Annotated in this window: 19 protein-coding genes and 2 pseudogenes; 14 read left to right on the top strand and 7 right to left on the bottom strand. The window is 65.6% G+C overall.

The genetic code is table 11. The features are described from left to right. Positions 1-82 precede the first annotated feature (82 nt). Positions 83-487: a nuclear transport factor 2 family protein gene (locus tag VKI00_RS02435; RefSeq protein WP_324435051.1), complete on the top strand. Its 405-nt coding sequence runs from the start codon at positions 83-85 to the stop codon at positions 485-487. A 7-nt stretch (positions 488-494) separates the two neighbouring features. On the opposite strand, the gene VKI00_RS02440 is transcribed toward VKI00_RS02435, so the two are convergent. Then, positions 495-1,754 carry a M18 family aminopeptidase gene (locus tag VKI00_RS02440; RefSeq protein ID WP_324435052.1) on the bottom strand — a complete coding sequence of 420 codons (1,260 nt, stop codon included), beginning with the start codon at positions 1,752-1,754 and terminating at the stop codon, positions 495-497. 59 nt (positions 1,755-1,813) lie between these two features. On the opposite strand from VKI00_RS02440, the gene VKI00_RS02445 reads away from it, so the two are divergent. The 3 genes from VKI00_RS02445 to VKI00_RS02455 all read left to right on the top strand — a co-directional run bounded on the left by VKI00_RS02445 (position 1,814) and on the right by VKI00_RS02455 (position 4,191). Continuing rightward, positions 1,814-2,842, top strand: coding sequence for a Dyp-type peroxidase (locus VKI00_RS02445; RefSeq protein WP_324435054.1), 1,029 nt, complete (start codon positions 1,814-1,816; stop codon positions 2,840-2,842). Then, the gene (locus tag VKI00_RS02450) at positions 2,839-3,636 is read left to right on the top strand and encodes a family 1 encapsulin nanocompartment shell protein (RefSeq protein ID WP_324435055.1); all 798 of its coding nucleotides are present in this window, start codon (positions 2,839-2,841) and stop codon (positions 3,634-3,636) included. Before VKI00_RS02445 ends, VKI00_RS02450 begins: the two co-directional genes overlap by 4 nt. Positions 3,637-3,891: 255 nt before the next feature. After that, positions 3,892-4,191 (top strand): hypothetical protein, encoded by a 300-nt coding sequence (locus tag VKI00_RS02455; protein WP_324435056.1) that lies wholly within the window; start codon positions 3,892-3,894, stop codon positions 4,189-4,191. Positions 4,192-4,206: 15 nt separating this feature from the next. On the opposite strand, the gene VKI00_RS02460 is transcribed toward VKI00_RS02455, so the two are convergent. After that, positions 4,207-4,932 carry an SDR family oxidoreductase gene (locus VKI00_RS02460; RefSeq protein WP_324435057.1) on the bottom strand — a complete coding sequence of 242 codons (726 nt, stop codon included), beginning with the start codon at positions 4,930-4,932 and terminating at the stop codon, positions 4,207-4,209. Positions 4,933-5,117: 185 nt separating this feature from the next. On the opposite strand from VKI00_RS02460, the gene VKI00_RS02465 reads away from it, so the two are divergent. The 7 genes and pseudogenes from VKI00_RS02465 to VKI00_RS02500 all read left to right on the top strand — a co-directional run bounded on the left by VKI00_RS02465 (position 5,118) and on the right by VKI00_RS02500 (position 11,023). After that, a complete protein-coding gene (locus VKI00_RS02465) occupies positions 5,118-5,990 on the top strand; it encodes an alpha/beta hydrolase (RefSeq protein WP_324435058.1) in 873 nt (290 codons plus the stop codon). A gap of 68 nt (positions 5,991-6,058) precedes the next feature. Further along, positions 6,059-7,450, top strand: a pseudogene (locus tag VKI00_RS33670) (TetR/AcrR family transcriptional regulator). A 95-nt stretch (positions 7,451-7,545) separates the two neighbouring features. Continuing rightward, positions 7,546-8,598, top strand: coding sequence for a zinc-binding alcohol dehydrogenase family protein (locus VKI00_RS02480; protein WP_324435062.1), 1,053 nt, complete (start codon positions 7,546-7,548; stop codon positions 8,596-8,598). A 40-nt stretch (positions 8,599-8,638) separates the two neighbouring features. Next, complete coding sequence (locus VKI00_RS02485) at positions 8,639-9,343, top strand: haloacid dehalogenase type II (protein WP_324435064.1); 705 nt, start codon at positions 8,639-8,641, stop codon at positions 9,341-9,343. A 32-nt stretch (positions 9,344-9,375) separates the two neighbouring features. Continuing rightward, entirely contained in the window at positions 9,376-9,909 is a 534-nt protein-coding gene (locus VKI00_RS02490) for a methylated-DNA--[protein]-cysteine S-methyltransferase (protein WP_324435066.1), read from the top strand. 6 nt (positions 9,910-9,915) lie between these two features. Continuing rightward, the gene (locus VKI00_RS02495; RefSeq protein WP_324435068.1) at positions 9,916-10,431 is read left to right on the top strand and encodes an RNA polymerase sigma factor; all 516 of its coding nucleotides are present in this window, start codon (positions 9,916-9,918) and stop codon (positions 10,429-10,431) included. Beyond that, positions 10,418-11,023, top strand: coding sequence for a methylated-DNA--[protein]-cysteine S-methyltransferase (locus VKI00_RS02500; RefSeq protein WP_324435070.1), 606 nt, complete (start codon positions 10,418-10,420; stop codon positions 11,021-11,023). Before VKI00_RS02495 ends, VKI00_RS02500 begins: the two co-directional genes overlap by 14 nt. Here VKI00_RS02500 and VKI00_RS02505 read toward each other — a convergent pair whose 3' ends face one another. Together VKI00_RS02505 and VKI00_RS02510 are read right to left on the bottom strand one after the other, a co-directional pair. Beyond that, positions 11,024-11,800 carry an isocitrate lyase/phosphoenolpyruvate mutase family protein gene (locus VKI00_RS02505; RefSeq protein ID WP_324435072.1) on the bottom strand — a complete coding sequence of 259 codons (777 nt, stop codon included), beginning with the start codon at positions 11,798-11,800 and terminating at the stop codon, positions 11,024-11,026. Then, a complete protein-coding gene (locus VKI00_RS02510; RefSeq protein WP_324435074.1) occupies positions 11,797-12,108 on the bottom strand; it encodes a putative quinol monooxygenase in 312 nt (103 codons plus the stop codon). The genes VKI00_RS02505 and VKI00_RS02510 overlap by 4 nt, the downstream gene beginning before the upstream one ends. A 47-nt stretch (positions 12,109-12,155) precedes the next feature. Between VKI00_RS02510 and VKI00_RS02515 the strand changes: the two are divergent. Continuing rightward, positions 12,156-12,335, top strand: a pseudogene (locus VKI00_RS02515) (pyridine nucleotide-disulfide oxidoreductase); the annotation flags it as partial. On the opposite strand, the gene VKI00_RS02520 reads toward VKI00_RS02515, so the two are convergent. Beyond that, positions 12,314-13,390 (bottom strand): NAD(P)-dependent oxidoreductase, encoded by a 1,077-nt coding sequence (locus VKI00_RS02520; protein ID WP_324435076.1) that lies wholly within the window; start codon positions 13,388-13,390, stop codon positions 12,314-12,316. The pseudogene VKI00_RS02515 and the gene VKI00_RS02520 sit on opposite strands and share 22 nt — an antisense overlap. 106 nt (positions 13,391-13,496) lie before the next feature. Between VKI00_RS02520 and VKI00_RS02525 the strand changes: the two genes are divergently transcribed. Together VKI00_RS02525 and VKI00_RS02530 are read left to right on the top strand one after the other, a co-directional pair. Beyond that, the gene (locus VKI00_RS02525; RefSeq protein WP_324435078.1) at positions 13,497-14,303 is read left to right on the top strand and encodes a lysophospholipid acyltransferase family protein; all 807 of its coding nucleotides are present in this window, start codon (positions 13,497-13,499) and stop codon (positions 14,301-14,303) included. Positions 14,304-14,395: 92 nt separating this feature from the next. Continuing rightward, a complete protein-coding gene (locus VKI00_RS02530; protein WP_324435079.1) occupies positions 14,396-15,829 on the top strand; it encodes a wax ester/triacylglycerol synthase family O-acyltransferase in 1,434 nt (477 codons plus the stop codon). A 13-nt stretch (positions 15,830-15,842) separates the two neighbouring features. On the opposite strand, the gene purQ is transcribed toward VKI00_RS02530, so the two are convergent. Together purQ and purS are read right to left on the bottom strand one after the other, a co-directional pair. Next, the gene (gene purQ, locus VKI00_RS02535) at positions 15,843-16,517 is read right to left on the bottom strand and encodes a phosphoribosylformylglycinamidine synthase subunit PurQ (RefSeq protein ID WP_324435081.1); all 675 of its coding nucleotides are present in this window, start codon (positions 16,515-16,517) and stop codon (positions 15,843-15,845) included. Beyond that, a complete protein-coding gene (gene purS, locus VKI00_RS02540; protein ID WP_324435082.1) occupies positions 16,514-16,753 on the bottom strand; it encodes a phosphoribosylformylglycinamidine synthase subunit PurS in 240 nt (79 codons plus the stop codon). The genes purQ and purS overlap by 4 nt, the downstream gene beginning before the upstream one ends. Positions 16,754-16,811 lie beyond the last annotated feature (58 nt).

Raw genomic sequence — 16,811 nt, forward strand, 5'->3', positions numbered from 1 at the left:
CGAGGTAATTGCGGACCAGCAGGCGGCCAAGACACGCTTGCGGTAACGCGCTCAGTCGAAGCGCCCGATCCGTGGAGGAACCATGACCGATATCCAATTTGCTTCTCCTGCAATAGAGTTCAGCGCCGAGATGTGGGCGGCGTTTTGGGCGGCGCCCGCGATGTCTCGCGGGATGGACATCCTGGCCGACGACATCGTCGGCTATTGGCCCGGCGACCTGGAGCCGGTCCGCGGAGTTGAGGCGTATACGAAAAAGATCGCTGACCTGCTGGCCGCCGCTCCGGACCTGCAGCTTGAACTCGTCGACAGCGCCACCGTTCCGGGCGCCGCCGAGGGCGAGCAGCTGGTCTTCCTGCACTACATCGGGCACGGCACCGGCCCGGACGGACCATTCGAGATCCGCGGGCTCGACCGGGTTCGCACCCGCGACGGCATGGTGGTGGAGAACGTGATCCGCTACGAGCCGGTCGTCGTCACGCAGCGCTGACCAAAGGTCAGCGGGGCGACAAAAATGCCCGCAGCGCCGCGGCGTAAGCGGCGACGTCGTCGGCGCCCATGAACTCCCGTGCCGAGTGCATGGCCAGCTGGGAAGCGCCGACGTCGACCGTCGGGATACCGGTCCGCGCCGACGTCAGCGGACCGATCGTCGAGCCACAGGGCAAGTCGGCGCGGTGTTCGTAGCGTTGGAGCGGCACCCCGGCCTGCTGGCAGGCCAGCGCGAACGCGGCGGCGGTGCGCCCGTCGGTGGCGTAACGCAGATTCGGGTGCACCTTGAGCACCGGGCCACCGTTGATCGCGATGAGGTGCCAGGGCTCGTGCCGCTCCGGGTAGTTGGGATGAGTGGCATGCGCCATGTCTGCCGAGGCCACAATCGATCCCGGCAGCCGCCGCAGAAAGTCCTCCCGTCCGCCGCCACCGGCCAGCACGATGCGTTCCAGCGTGGTCGGGAGCAGCTCGGAGTCGGCGCCGTGATCGGAGGTGGACCCGACCTCCTCGTGGTCGAACAAGGCCAGCACCGGCAGGTATTCGCCGGCTGGGGCGTCGAGAAGCGCCTCCAGACCCGCATAGCAGGAGGCCTGGTTGTCCAGCCGCGGCGCACTGACGAACTGGTCACCCAGGCCGGACAGCGTCGACGGGGTCAGGTCATGGGTCATCAGATCAACGCCGAGCACGTCATCGGGATCGATGCCGACCTGCTCGGCTACGTAGCCGATGAACGAGCGGATCGGGTCGCCGGCTGCCCACACGGCGTTGACGTGGCGCTGCGGATCCAGCGTGAGCGACTTGCGGTCCTCCGCCAGGTGGATCGCCAACTGCGGCACGCGCAGGATTGGGGCGTCGATCCGCACCAGCCGATGAGCCACACCGCCACCGTCGCGGATGGACAGCCGCCCGCTGACACCCAGGTCGCGGTCCAGCCAGGAGTTCAGCCAGACACCCCCGTAAGGCTCCAGCGCCACTACCTGCCAGCCCACGACCGCATGGTCGGGGTGTTGCTTGACTCGCAGATTAGGGCTGTCGGTATGACCGCCGATGACCCGAAACGGTCGACCGGCGGTATCGGTCCCGCTGTCCCAGGCCACCAACGACCCGGCGCGTACGGTGAAGAACTTACCCGCCGAGGGCCACTCGTCCGCCTCGGCCAGCTCGGTGTAGCCCGCGCCGCGCAGCCTGGACGCCACTGTGGCACAGACGTGAAACGGCGACGGGGACGCGTCGATGAATTCGCACAACCCTCGTGCCGTGGCCGCCATGTCCTCATCTTTTCATCACGGGATTAACTGAAAGCCGCGGGCACGTTAGGGTCGAAGCCGTGCCCTCAGAGCCCTCGGTGCAGCCGCAGCCGGTTCTCGCTCCCCTGACGCCGGCGGCGATCTTCCTGGTGGTCACCATCGACGAGGGCGGCGAGGCGACGGTGCACGATGCGCTGCCGGACATCTCCGGGTTGGTCCGCGCGATCGGATTCCGCGATCCCACCAAACACTTGTCGGTGATCGCCTCGATCGGCTCCGAGGCGTGGGACCGGTTGTTCACCGGCCCGCGTCCGGTCGAGCTGCATCCGTTCGTCGAGCTGAACGGTCCGCGGCATGCCGCTCCGGCCACTCCTGGCGACCTGTTGTTCCATATCCGGGCCGAGTCGCTGGACGTCTGTTTCGAGCTGGCCAATCGCATTCTGAAGTCGATGGCCGGCGCGGTGACGGTTGTCGACGAAGTGCACGGCTTCCGGTTCTTCGACAACCGCGATCTGCTGGGTTTCGTCGACGGGACCGAAAACCCCGGTGGTGCGCTGGCGGTCTCCTCCACCACCGTTGGCGACGAGGATCCCGATTTCGCCGGTTCCTGCTATGTGCACGTGCAGAAGTACGTGCACGACATGGCGTCGTGGGAGTCGCTGTCGGTCACCGAGCAGGTGAACGTGATCGGCCGGACCAAGCTGGACGACATCGAGCTCGACGACGACGTGAAGCCGAGCAACTCACACATCGCGCTCAACGTCATTACCGACGACGACGGCACCGAGCTGAAGATCGTGCGCCACAACATGCCGTTCGGTGAGCTCGGCAAGAGCGAGTTCGGCACGTACTTCATCGGCTATTCGCGCACGCCTGAGGTCACCGAACAGATGCTGCGCAATATGTTCCTGGGCGACCCGCCGGGCAACACCGACCGCATCCTGGACTTTTCGACCGCGCTCACGGGTGGACTGTTCTTCTCCCCCACCGTCGACTTCCTCGACGATCCACCGCCGCTGCCGAGTTCACCGGCAGCGGCCCCGGCGGTGGTTACCGTGCCCGCGAATGGCTCGTTGGCGATCGGCAGTTTGAAAGGAACCCGGCAATGAACAACCTCTACCGCGATCTTGCGCCGATCACCGAAGAGGCTTGGGAAGAAATCGAATTGGAAGCAACGCGGACGTTCAAACGTCACATTGCCGGACGCCGAGTCGTCGACGTGAGCGAGCCGGGCGGGCCGACTACGGCGGCGGTCAGCACCGGACGTCTGGTCGAGGTGAAGGCACCCTCCGACGGCGTCATCGCGCAACTGCGTGCCAGCAAACCGCTTGTCCGGCTTCGGGTTCCGTTTACGCTGTCCCGCGGCGAGATCGACGACGTCGAGCGCGGGTCGCAGGACTCCGACTGGGACCCGGTCAAGGAGGCCGCTAAGAAGCTGGCGTTCGTCGAAGACCACGCCATCTTCGAGGGTTATAAGGCCGCGTCAATCGACGGCATCCGCAGCTGCAGCTCGAACCCGCCGCTGAAGCTGCCCAAGGAAGTTCGCGGCTTTCCCGACGTCATCTCCCAGGCGTTGTCCGAGCTGCGACTGGCCGGTGTCGACGGCCCGTACACGGTGCTGCTGTCGGCCGACGCCTACACCAAAGTCAGCGAGACAACCGAACACGGCTATCCGATCCGTGAGCACATCCGCCGGCTGATCGACGGCGACATCATCTGGGCGCCAGCCATCGACGGCGCGTTCGTGCTCACCACCCGAGGCGGCGACTTCGACCTGCAGCTGGGCACCGACGTGTCGATCGGATACCTGTCCCATGACGCCGACACCGTGCAGTTGTACCTGCAGGAAACCCTGACGTTCCTGTGCTACACCGCCGAAGCGTCGGTCTGCCTCAGCTCCTAACTAGGTCAGCCCTTCGCCACCGTCGACCTTCAAGGTCATGCCGGTCATGCATGTGCTTGGTCATCGAGAACAGCACGGCGCCGGCGAGATCGTCTGGGGGTTCCGATTCGACCCGCAGCCACCTCAAACCCGAACTCTCGGCGTGACCTTTCCGGCTGCTAAATGTTCACCGGAATGCCGGCCCCGACTGGACTAAAATTGCGACATGGCAGCGACTTACGGGTCGAAATTCGGTCGGAACGGCGGCGACAAACAATGACAACCACAGCTCACAGCCAACACGTTGATCACGACCACGTACACGGTGACGGATGCGGCCACGTCGCGATCCCGCACGGCGACCATGTTGACTACGTGCACGACGGTCACCTGCACCGACAGCACGACGGTCACTACGGCGAATGCGAACCGGCGGGCCACGCCGTGCATGAAGATCACGACCACGTCCACGGTGACGGCTGTGGTCATGTGGCCGTGCCACACGGAGATCACGTCGACTATGTGCACGACGGGTGCCGGCACGCTTCACACGGCGAGCACTACGACGAGCACTGACGCCATCGCATTGGGCTAGATCAGCGGTTCCCCACCGTCGACCTTCAGGGTCATACCGGTCATGAAGGTGTTGGTCATTGCGAACAGTGCCGCGCCGGCGATATCGTCCGGGGTGCCGATTCGACCCGTCGGGTTGTGATCGCCGATCTGTTTGAAGTAGTCCCGCTTGCCATCTTCGCCCATGGCGTCCCACGCGCCGGTATCGATGACGCCGGGTGAAATCGCGTTGACCCTGATCGGGGCGAGTTCGACGGCCAGCCAGCGGGTCAGGAAATCGACAGCGCCGTTGGTGATACCCACTCCGAGATAGCCGACGTTGTGCTTGAAGGCGTGCACTCCGGAGAACAAAACGAACGATCCCCCCGGGTTCATCTGCGGGGCAAGGTATTTGGCCAGCATGGTGGGGCCGATGACCTTGGTGTCGAAGGACAGCCGCAGATTCTCGCGCTGCAGGTCTGCCAAGTTCCCGCGGGCACGGGCCGAGGCGGTTGACACCACATGGTCGAGCGGGCCCACCCGCTCGGCGAGCGCGGCGATCGACGCGTCGTCGGTGATGTCCAAGACCTCGGCGCTGATCCCGGGGTCGGTTATGTCGTCGTAGGCGCCGGCCAGTTTGGCTTTGTCGCGTCCGGCGACGACGACTCGGGCTCCTTCCGATCGCGCCAGCAGGGTGATGGCGCGCGCGATCCCGCTGCCGCGGCCGACCACCAGCACTGTCTTGTCCCGCAACGCGCTACCCATCGACAGCTGCTCCTTCGGTCGGCTTGCCGGGAATGGGTTGATTAACCCAGATTATGCCCACACAATGCCACGAGGGTCAACGTGGCGCGAATCGGCCGCGAGCTCTTGTGCGGCACTTGCGAAGGACGCATAATGGGATGTATAACCCAGAAATCGTTATAGCGTGGCTTCAGGAGGAATGACTCATGTCGACTGTTCATCACCGCTACCTCACCGTCGACGGTCACCAGCTGTTCTTCCGCGAGGCCGGCGATCCGCAGGCGCCCGCGCTGGTGCTGCTACACGGCTTTCCGACCAGCTCTTACATGTTCCGGGACTTGGTTCCCGCGCTCGCTGATCGCTACCACGTGATCGCGCCGGATCATCTGGGATTCGGCCTTTCCGACGCGCCACCGGTGGAGCAGTTCGACTACACATTCGATGCTCTCACCGCGTTGACACACGGCCTGCTGCGCGCGCTGAAGATCGATCGGTACGCGATCTACGTGCAGGACTACGGCGCCCCGATCGGGTGGCGGCTCGCGCTCGCCGACCCGGCCGCGATCACAGCTGTCATCAGCCAGAGCGGAAACGCTTACGACGCCGGCTTCGTGGAGAGCTTCTGGAAGGTCGTCACGGCCTATCAGACCCAGCAGACCGCCGAGACCGAGAGCGCCGTACGGCAATTCCTCACCTTGGACGCCACCCGCTGGCAATACGTCACCGGCGTGCCGGACGAGACGGTGGTCAATCCGGAATCCTGGCATCACGACTATGCGCTGATCTCGCGGCCCGGCAACGACAAAGTCCAGCTCAAGCTGTTGCGTGACTATGCCACCAACTCGCCACAATACCCCCGTGTGCACGAGTACTTCCGCGCCAGCAAGGTGCCACTGGTGGCGGTGTGGGGTCGCGGCGACGAGATATTCGGTCCGGCCGGCGCACAGGCTTTCGCCGAGGACTTACCCGACGCCGAAATCCACCTGCTCGACGGCGGGCATTTCCTGCTGGAATCGGCGCTGGACGAGGTGGCAGGGCTGATCCGCGGCTTCCTGGCCAAAGTGCATCCCGCTGCCTGACGACACACCCGGCAGTCGTATGGGTTGAACGTCCCATAATTGCCGACGCGCGGCGTTAACCTGACGTTATGGTTCGTGCCGACCTGCAAGACGACCGGCGTTTGACCGCCAAGGGTCGCGCCACCCGCGATCGGATTGTGAAGGTCGCCGCCGAGCTGATTCTCAGCGACGGTCTCTCGGCGTTGAACATGGACGCTCTGCGCAAGGCCGCATCGGTTAGCGGCTCGCAGCTCGCACACTATTTCACCGACAAGCGGGCGCTGATCCGCGCCGTCGTCGCACGCCAGATCGACGTGGTGCTGGACTTTCACCGCCAGCCCAGGCTTGGTGCGCTCGATACCCTCGACGACTTCGAGCGCTGGATCGATCTCAACATGCGTTATCTGCGACGCATCGGCTACTCCGGTACCCCCACCTACCACGGGCTGGCCGGACAACTCGGCAAGTCCGACACCGCAACACGCGACACGCTGGCGGCCGGCTACCGACAATGGATCGAGTTGCTGCAGAACGCGATCCAACGGATGAAGGATCACGGCGTACTGGTCGCACGCGCGGACCCGCGAGAGTTGGCCTTGGTCATCGTCAGCGCTCATCAGGGCGGCGCCACGTTGGCCTTCAGCTATCGGGCCGAGTGGCCGCACGCCGATGCCGTGCGCTTCGCGGTCAACTACTTGCGCACGTTCGCCACCGACCCCGCCGAGCGGGTCCCCCGCCCGCCACGGCGTCCCCGCGGTCGGCGCAAAGCCGCCCAACCTGCCTGATCCGAGCCGAGAGGGGGCGGCAACGTGCCAGACGACGCCACAGTGCGGTTTACCCGCAAGGGACGCGCGACTCGGGCGCGCATCGTCGACGTGGCGGCCAAGCTCATGTTCGCCCGCGGCGTTGCCGGCACCAGCATCGACGAGGTGCGCAACACGGCGGCCGTCAGCGGATCGCAGATCTCGCACTATTTCCACGACAAACGCGATCTGACCCGCGAAGTTATCAGCGCGCGCAGCGACGACGTCCGGGAGTTTCACAGCCAGCCACGGCTGGGTGCCCTAGACAGCCTCGAAGCGCTGCAAGCATGGGCCGCGGCGAACATCGCCGACATCAACACCGTTTACCGTCAGGGTGGATGCATATACGGTTCGCTGGCAGGGGAGTTGGTCGAAGCCGACGCCGAGATCCACGACGATCTCGCCGCCGGCTACGACCAATGGATCGAGTTGTTTCGCGCCGGACTCACCGAAATGCGCCGGCGCGGCGATCTGCGTCCCGACGCAGACCCCCGACACCTGGCGGCCTCGCTGGTCGCCGCGCATCAGGGCGGCGCCCTGGTCACGTACATCACCAATGACCCAGAACCGCTGCGCGCAGCCGTGAACGCTGCAGTCGAGTATGTGCGGTCGTTCGCACCAGCGCCCAAGCGCCGCAGCTCCGCTGCCCGACCTTCTCGACGCAAGCCCAAGGGCTGAAAGACGCAGACTCCGGCCCATGGACATTCTGGGTTGTCTGACCCATAATACTGGGCAGACTGTCCCAATATGCCGACACGGAAGGAAGACACGTCATGTCCATCGCGGAGTCCGCACAGCCCGCCCTGCCCACCGCGCCCGCGGTAGTACGTGAAAAAGCGGGCGGCGAAACCATGCGCGCAATCGTGCTGGAGAAGTTCGGCGGCCTCGGCAGCCTGGTCTACACCGAGATCCCCAAGCCGCTACCGAAAGACGGCGAGGTCGTCATCAAGGTCCGCGCATTCGGGCTCAACCACGCCGAGGTGCACATGCGCCGAGGGGAATGGGCAGAGGCCGCCGAAGTCAGCGGCATCGAATGCGTCGGCATCGTCGACTCCTGTCCGGGCGGAGAGTTCCCGGTGGGAGCCAAGGTGGCCGCGCTCATGGGCGGCCTTGGCCGAACCATCAACGGGAGCTACGCCGAATACACCCGAGTGCGCGCAGCCAACGTCGCCCTTATCGAGTCCGACCTGCCCTGGTCACAATTGGCCGCGCTGCCGGAAACCTTTGCAACCGCCTGGACGTGCCTTTTCCGCAACCTCAAACTCTCCGCGGGACAAACCATCGTAATCCGCGGCGCCACTTCGTCGTTCGGCCAGGCCGCGGTCAAGATGGCGGTCGCGGCCGGCGCCAACGTGATCGCCACCGCGCGGAAGCCCGAGCGCTTCGGCATGCTGGAGGCACTCGGCGTGATGCGCGTCGAGCTGGAGTCACGCACGCTGGCTGCCAGCATCGCGGAAGCCAAGCAGATCGACGCGGTGCTCGACTTGGTCGGCAACAGCACCATCCTGGACTCGCTGGACATGCTTCGCCGCGGCGGCACCGCCTGCCTGGCGGGATGGCTGGGCGGCCTGGACCCAATCGGCGACTTCAACCCGCTACTGCGCATGCCCAGCGGGGTGAATTGGTCCTTCTTCGGCAGCTTCGTGTTCGGCAACCCCGGCTTCCCGGTGTCCGATGTGCCGCTGCAAGACATCGCAGCCCAGGTGGCCGACGGCCGGCTCGAAGCAAAACCGGAGCGCGTCTTCACCTTCGACGAGATCCGCGAGGCGCACCGCGTCATGGAAGCCGGTGAAGCCGGCGGAAAAATGGTCGTCGTGATGGAATGAGCTGCGAAGGATCGACACGGCCGTAGTGGATCATTAGACGATGACTGCGGCTCCTTCAGTTCTGGTGTTCGACGTGAACGAAACGCTGATCGATATCGAATCCATGGCACCACTTTTCGAGCGGGTCTTCGGTGATCCGCAGGCGATGCGGGAGTGGTTCAATCAGCTTGTCATGTACTCGATGACCGCAACGCTGTCGGGGCATTACGTCGATTTCTTCACCCTTGGCCAGGGACTACTGCAGATGCTGGCTAGCACCCATCGCCTGGCCGTAACCGACGACGACCTGAACGCGCTGAAGGACAGCATGCTGACCATGCCAGCCCACCCCGACGTCGAAGATGGGCTGACAACGCTGCGCGACAACGGTTTTCGCCTGGTCACGCTGACGAATTCGCCACCCAATCCGGCTGGGTCCAGCCCGTTGGAACACGCCGGACTCGCGCACTTTTTCGAGCAGACGTTCAGTGTCGAGGCGTGTCGCGCGTTCAAACCCGCGCCGACGGTGTACCGCTACGTGTGCGAAGAACTCGCGGTGGCCCCCGAAGAATGCATGATGGTGGCCGCCCACGTATGGGACACCATCGGCGCGCAATCTGCCGGATTCAGCGGCGCGCTGATCATCCGCCCCGGCAATGCGCCGCTCCCGATCGCCGACCTGCCGCAGCCCGCGATCGTCGCCAATGATCTACGCGAGTTCGCGCGGCACCTCACAAACCGGGCACACCAGACGTCTACCGAGTAGATAGCAATTCCGACGACTTCCGGAGGAGCCCCATGTCTACCGCAGCCGCCACGATTTCCACTCGCCACGTCATCGTCGACTCACCGATCGGAGCGTTGACGCTGGTGCGCGACAACGACGGCCTCACCGGCCTGTATTACCCCGGCCATTGGACCCGCCCGGACCGGAATTCTTTCGGGCCGCGGGTAGAATCGAGCAACGATCACGGCTTCGATGAGGCCATTGCCCAGCTGGCCGAGTACTTCGCCGGCGAACGCCACGATTTCGACCTGCCGCTCAACCCGCGCGGCAGCGACCAAGCGCAACAGGTCTGGCAGCTGCTCGGCGAGATCCCCTACGGCCAAACCACCACCTACGGGGAGCTGGCGGGCAGGGTCGGTGGCGACGTCACCGCGCGCGACATGGGCGGCTTTGTCGGTAGCAATCCGCTGTCGATCGCGATCCCGTGCCATCGGGTGGTTGGCGCAGGCGGGAAACTCACCGGATACGCCGGCGGCCTGGGCCGCAAGCGATACTTGCTCGAGCTGGAAGAGGCGATACCCGCCTCACCTCAGCCGCTGTGGTAGCCGCCGGTGATCAAGCCGCCATTCGAAAAGGTTGTCGCGCAGCACGGGGCCACCGTGCTGCGGGTGGTACGCGCGATCGTGGGCCACGCCGACGCCGACGACGCCTGGTCCGACACCTTCTTGGCGGCGATGAAGGCCTACCCCGACCTACCGGCCGACGCCAACCTCGAAGCGTGGCTGGTTACCATCGCCCACCGCAAGGCGATCGACATCCACCGCGCGACGTCCCGGCGGGCGATACCGATCCCCGACACCCCGGACACGCCGTCACGCGACCACGCCGACGAGGATCACGCTGAGCTGACCGAGTCGGTCGCCGCATTGCCGACCAAACAACGTCAGGCGGTGGCCTACCACTACCTGGCCGGCCTGCCCTACGCCGAGATCGCCGCGCTACTCGACATCAGCGCCGCCGCCGCCCGGCGCGCGGCCGCCGACGGTATCGCCGCGCTGCGACGTGCCCGCGCGCACAACCACGTTGGCGCACTACACAAATCGGAGCCCAAACATGACCACAGTTGACCTCGCCGCGCTCTATCCGGTGGACGACGACGACATCTCCCGCCTGCGCACCCGGCTGGCAACGGCGGCCGACCGCGACGGCCTTCTCGACGTCGCTTACCGGACGGTCGACTCGCCCGTCGGCGCACTGCTGATCGCCGCGACACCGGCCGGCCTGGTGCGGGTGGCCTTCAGCAGCGAGGGGCATGACACTGTGCTGCAGAACCTTTCGGACCGCATCAGCTCCCGACTGCTGCACGCCCCGGCGCGGCTCGACGCTGTCGCGCGCCAGCTTGACGAGTATTTCTCCGGGCGCCGCCACGCCTTCGACGTCCCGCTGGATTGGCAGCTCTCCAAAGGATTTCGGCGTGTGGTCCTGGGCCACCTGGCCGTCGATGTCGGCTACGGCACGACTGCAAGCTACGGCGCGCTGGCGCGACTTTCGGGTTCTCCCAAGGCCGTTCGCGCCGTCGGGACGACCTGCGCGACCAATCCCATCCCGGTCGTGGTGCCGTGCCATCGGGTCGTCCGCTCCGACGGCACGTTGGGTGGCTATCGCGGCGGACCGGCCGCCAAACGAACCCTCCTCGACTTGGAGGGTGTCACCGGATAGTCAGCCGGTCTGGTTCAAGCGGTCGAACTCGACCAAGCGCCCCTGCATCGCCGGGTAGGCGGTGGCCACCCGCGGCGGAACACCGTCGCGAACGTTTTCCGCGACCTCGACCGCCGCATCGATCGCGGCCCTATATGGCAGGGATCCGGTGCTGACCCGGCGCACGCCCAAATCCGCCAACTCGGCGAGGCTGAGCTGCGGCACCACAAGCACATTGACGGGAACCGGAATCTCGGCGGTCAGCTGCCGCAGGTCGGACGGCTCCGAGGCACCCGGGACGAATATCCCGTCGGCACCGGCCTCGACGTAGGCTTCGGCTCGGCTCAACGTGGCTGGGATGTTGGCATCCTGATTGAGCCAGTAGGTGTCGACTCTGGCGTTGACGAAGACTTCGGGTGAACGCTTCTTGATCGCAGCCACTTTGGCGGCATGGGCGTGCGGGCTGATCAATTTCTCGTCCGTGCTGTCCTCGATGTTGATGCCGGCCGCGCCAAGGCCCGCGACGTAGTCGGCCACCGCCTCGGGATCATCGTCGTACCCATCCTCGACGTCGGCGGAGACGTAGAGCGGTAAGTTCCGAAGCTGCGAAACCAACCGGCTGGTCGGCTCCTTGCTCGAGCGCCCGCCGTCCGGATGCCCGGCGGTCGCGGCGACGCCGAAGCTGGTGGTACCAACCGCGCGATACCCCGCCTCGTAGAACGCGAGCGCAGAGGACACATCCCACGTGTTGGGCAAGAGCAATGGCTGGTCGGCGTAGTGCAGGTCTCGGAAGCTCATGACTGGCCTTCGTCGCTTTCAGCGACGTCATACTGCTCGACCACTCTGCTTTCCAGCTTGGGCAGGATCTGGCCTAGCATCAGGTCTTTGAAATGTGGGCTATCCCGGTGCTCAGCGAATGCGGCGCGCGAGATGTAACGCTCCAACAACACATAGCTTCTCGGCTCGTCCAGGTTGAGATATGCCTCGAAGGTAAGGTTTCCCGGTTCTTTTCGGGAGGCCTCAATGAGCTTGGGCAAGATGGCGAGGACAGCCTCGCGCATACCGTCGACGGTCGTATGGCGGGCGATCACTTGCAGTTCTGGCATGTCCTAAGTCTCCCCACGCCGCGCCGGGGCCGCTATGTGAGCAACTGGGACGACGCCTCGGTGTGACGATGGTCGGCCCGGGCGTCTCCGAGCTACTGCACTCGGCCACCATCGCCGTCCCCGGCCGGGTACCCATCGACCGCTTGTGGCACGCCGTGCCGTGCTTTCCGACGATCAGCGAACTACGGCTGAGACTTCTTGAGGCCTACCGGGATTCGTCGGCGTGATCTGGGCGGGGGTCGCCGAGCTCGGCCCGGATGGCACCCCAGGGATCGGCGTAGCGGCCCGGCGCATTGCGATAGGCGGCCCGGCGTTTGAGTAACTGCCGAACCAGCGGTCCGACCAGGCGCATTGGGTCGCGTCGCCAACCGGCGGCGGCGTGCATCTCCGCGAGCATGTCCGGCCAGGAATGATGCTGAAAGAACAGCGCCTGCTGGGCCCGGTCCGTATCCAGCCAATCGGTGACGAACCAGTCTTCGTCGCTGTAAGGGTCGCCGGGCCGGCCGGCGGGCAGAACGTTCGACAGACCCCGCGCTGCGGCCAGCGCCAGGCCGATGTCTTTCTGCCGGTGCAGGTGCGACTCGTCACCGCCGATCAACAGGATTTCGCCGGCAACATCGGCGGTGGTCGCCGCGGCGAAGGCAGCCGCGACGTCGCGGACGTCGACAGTGTGCAGGCGCCCATCGATGGGAAGCGCACTTTCGAAGAACAGCGCGTCTCCGGTGAATGGCATCGCTCCGGGCTCGACGCTGATCACGCCGCCGAGGCGCAGGATCACCCACTCCAGATCCGAGGACACCACATGCTCTTCGGCCTCGGCCTTGTGCGTGCCGTAGAGGTCCGACGGCTTGCACGGGGAGTCCGCGCGGAGCAGGCCCTGGTGTCGATGCGGATTGCGTGCCCCGTACACGGCGTTGCTGGATGCCTGAACGAAACGCGGAGAATGTGGGCGTGACTCGGCGGCGCGCAGCAGTGCGACGGTCGCATCCACGTTGACGCGACGGCCCAGTGCGGGGTGGCGATAGATCGCCGGCGGGATCACCGCGGCCAGGTGGACGATCGCCGTCGGCGACACCTCGGCGACCAGCCGCTTGACCTCATCCGGGTCGGTGAGGTCAGCCCAGCGGGCCCGCGCACCGGTGGGCAGCGCTGCGGCCGCCTTGCGCTGGGCGTCGGTGCCGAGATCGGTGGCGACCACATCGTGCCCGTCGGCGACCAGCCTGCGCACGGTTTGGGAACCGACCAGTCCGAAACCGCCTGTGACAAGGACCTTCTCGGCCATCTTCCCCCTGCGCGCGTTGGCACGGCAACATGCGGATATGACATTCTCAAAAAACGAGAGTACCATATACGCAGGTCAAACAATACTTCGACAACTGCGGGGAAAGATGAGCGACACGGCGGCCGAGGATCAGGAGATCGCCAAGTGGGATCCGTCGTTCACCAAGCAGCTCCGCAACGTGGTCGCGCCGGTGGTCAACCGGTGGTTCCGCGCCGAGGTGCGTGGCCTGCCAAACATCCCCGAGGCGGGCGGAGCGTTGGTGGTGTCCAACCACTCCGGCGGCATGATGACACCAGATGTGTTTATCTTCGCCTCGGCCTTCTACGACACCTTCGGCTACCACCGACCGGTGTACACGCTGGCGCACTACGGGGTGTTCCTCGGCCCGCTGGACGGGTGGCTGCGCCGCGCCGGCGTCATCGAGGCGAGTCGGGAAAACGCCGCCAACGCCTTGCACTCCGGCGCGGTGGTGCTGGTGTTCCCGGGTGGTGACTACGACTCCTACCGCCCCACGCTGACCGAGAACACGATCGACTTCAACGGCCGCACCGGCTACGTCCGGACGGCCATCGAAGCCGGTGTGCCGATTGTGCCGACGGTGTCGATCGGCGGGCAGGAGACCCAGCTGTTCCTGACGCGCGGCAACTGGCTGGCCCGCAAGCTGGGGCTTAGCAAGGCCCGGGTCGATATTCTGCCGCTGAGCTTCGGGTTCCCGTTCGGCCTGAGCGTCATCGTCCCACCGAACCTGCCGCTACCCGCCAAGATCGTCACCGAGGTGCTCCCACCGATCGACGTCACCGCCCGCTTCGGCAGCGACCCCGATATCGAGGAGGTCGACGCTCACGTCCGCTCGGTGATGCAGACCGCGCTCAACCGCCTGGCCCGCCAGCGGCGGTTCCCCGTCCTGGGCTGAATCGGCGAATCCGCCGAAACCCCCACGTCATAAGTGCTTGCATGGACCTGTCGGTGGGTCGTCGCACGAGGCTGTCAAAGGCAGGTGGGCGCGTGAAAAGACTCAACGGCATGGACGCCATGCTGCTCTACAGCGAGACGCCGAACCTGCACACGCACACGCTGAAGGTGGCGGTCATCGACGCCTCCAACAGAGTGGCCTGCGACGGCGAGTTCAACTACGAGGCTTTTCGGCGCCATCTGCAGCGCCGGCTGCATCTGCTGGATCCGTTGCGGTACAAACTCGTCGACATCCCGTGGCGGCTGCATCACCCGATGTGGCTGGAGAACTGCGAGGTCGACCTGGATTACCACCTCCGGCGGGTGCAGGTGCCGGCGCCCGGCGGGCGGCGAGAACTCGACCACGTCATCGGCGAGGTCGCTTCCACGCCCCTCGACCGGAGCCGCCCGCTCTGGGAGTTTCATTTCGCCGAGGGTCTGGCCGGGGATCGGTTCGCTGTGATCGGCAAGGTGCATCACGCGCTGGCCGATGGCGTGGCCTCGGTCAACCTGTTGGCGCGCGCGATGGACATCGAGGATGGGCCGACGGATGAGCGCGACAACGACGACGCCGGCCTGGAACCGACAACCGCTGATCTGCTGCGCGCCGCCGGACGCGATCACGTCCGGCAAATCGCCGAGCTCCCCGGGCTGCTGCGAGACGCCACGGTCGGGTTTTCCCGGGTGCGCCGCCGCTCCAAAGAGCGCGGCGATCACCCGGACCTGGCCGACGCGTTCGACGCCCCACCGACCTTTCTCAACCACGTGGTGTCGCCACAGCGCCGATTCGCCACGGCCGCGTTGCGGCTGGCCGATGTCAAAGCGACGGCCAAGGCGTTGGGCATCACGATGAACGACCTGGTGCTCGCGACGGCCGCGGGTGGCTTGCGAAAGCTGTTGTTACGCTACGACGGCCAAGCCGACCGTCCGATCATCGCGTCGGTACCCACCGCCACCGACAGGTCCGACCGGATCACCGGCAATGAGATCAGCGGTCTGTCGATTTCGTTGCCGGTACACGTCGCCAACCCCACCGAGCGGGCGCGGCTGGTGTCGCTGGCAACCCGGATCGCGAAGGAAGACCACGAAATCCTCGGCCCACGCCTCTACGGCCAGCTGATGGCCTATCTGCCGACGGCGATTGCCCCGGCGGCATTTCGGTGGTTGGGCCATCGCGACGCGCCGAACAAGATGATGAACGTGGCCGTCTCCAGCGTGCCCGGGCCGCGCGAGCGCGGCCACTTCGGCGGCGCCCCGGTCAGCGAGATTTACTCGACCGGCGTGCTCTCCCCCGGCGCCCCGGTCAACATCACCGTCTGGAGCTACGTCGACCAGCTCGGCGTGGCGGTGCTCACCGACGACCAGACCTTCAACGATCCGCATGAAGCAACCGACGCGCTCATTGAGGCCTTCGCCGAATTACGCAGTGCTGCGGGCCTTTCAGACCAAAGCGGGCTGGATCTGGCGGCTGAGCACGCGTTGCGCTGATCGCCACCCGCCATTATGCGGCGAGAACAGCGTCCAGTGCGGAATAGAACAAACCGAGCCCGTCGTCGGACGGCCCGGTCAACGCCTCGATCGCATGCTCGGGGTGCGGCATCAGCCCGACAACACGGCCGTTGGCCGAGCTGATACCCGCGATGTCGCGCAGCGAGCCGTTCGGGTTGTCGTGGTAGCGGAATACCACTCGGCCTTCGCCTTCCAACTCGTCGAGCACGTCGGCGGACGCCACGTAGCGGCCTTCACCCGACTTCAACGGGATCAGCAGGTCGGCGTCGGAGTCGAACCGCGACGTCCACGCCGTCGCCGTCGACGCCACCCGCAGCCACACATCGCGGCAGACGAAATGCAGTCCGGCGTTTCGGGTAAGCGCGCCGGGTAGCAACCCGGCCTCGCATAACACCTGAAAACCGTTGCAAATCCCCAAAACCGGTAACCCACGTCCGGCTGCCGCGATGACTTCACCCATCACCGGGGCAAACCTGGCGATCGCACCGCACCGCAGATAATCGCCGTAAGAGAAGCCGCCCGGCACCACCACCGCCTCGACGCCCTTGAGGTCGGCGTCGGCATGCCACAAGCTCACCGCTTCGGCGCCGACGACACGTACCGCCCGAGCGGCGTCCACGTCGTCGAGCGTGCCCGGAAAGGTGATGACGCCGATGCGGGTCGTCACTGCGGTTCCCGGCTTACTGTCCAGTCTTCGATCACCGTGTTCGCCAACAACGACTCGGCGATCTCCGCGAGTGCCGAATCGTCGATGCTGTCGTCGACTTCGAGTTCAAACCGCTTGCCCTGCCGCACATCTGAGATGCCAGCATGCCCAAGCCGCCCCAATGCACCGACGATCGCCTGACCCTGCGGGTCGAGAATCTCAGCCTTGGGCATCACGTGCACAACCACCCGGGCCACCCGCGCTCCTCCTACTGATCGGTGTTTGCTCGGCCCAACTCTACCGGTCGATACCGGT

This window comes from Mycobacterium sp., assembly GCF_035314665.1.
GTDB lineage: Bacteria > Actinomycetota > Actinomycetes > Mycobacteriales > Mycobacteriaceae > Mycobacterium.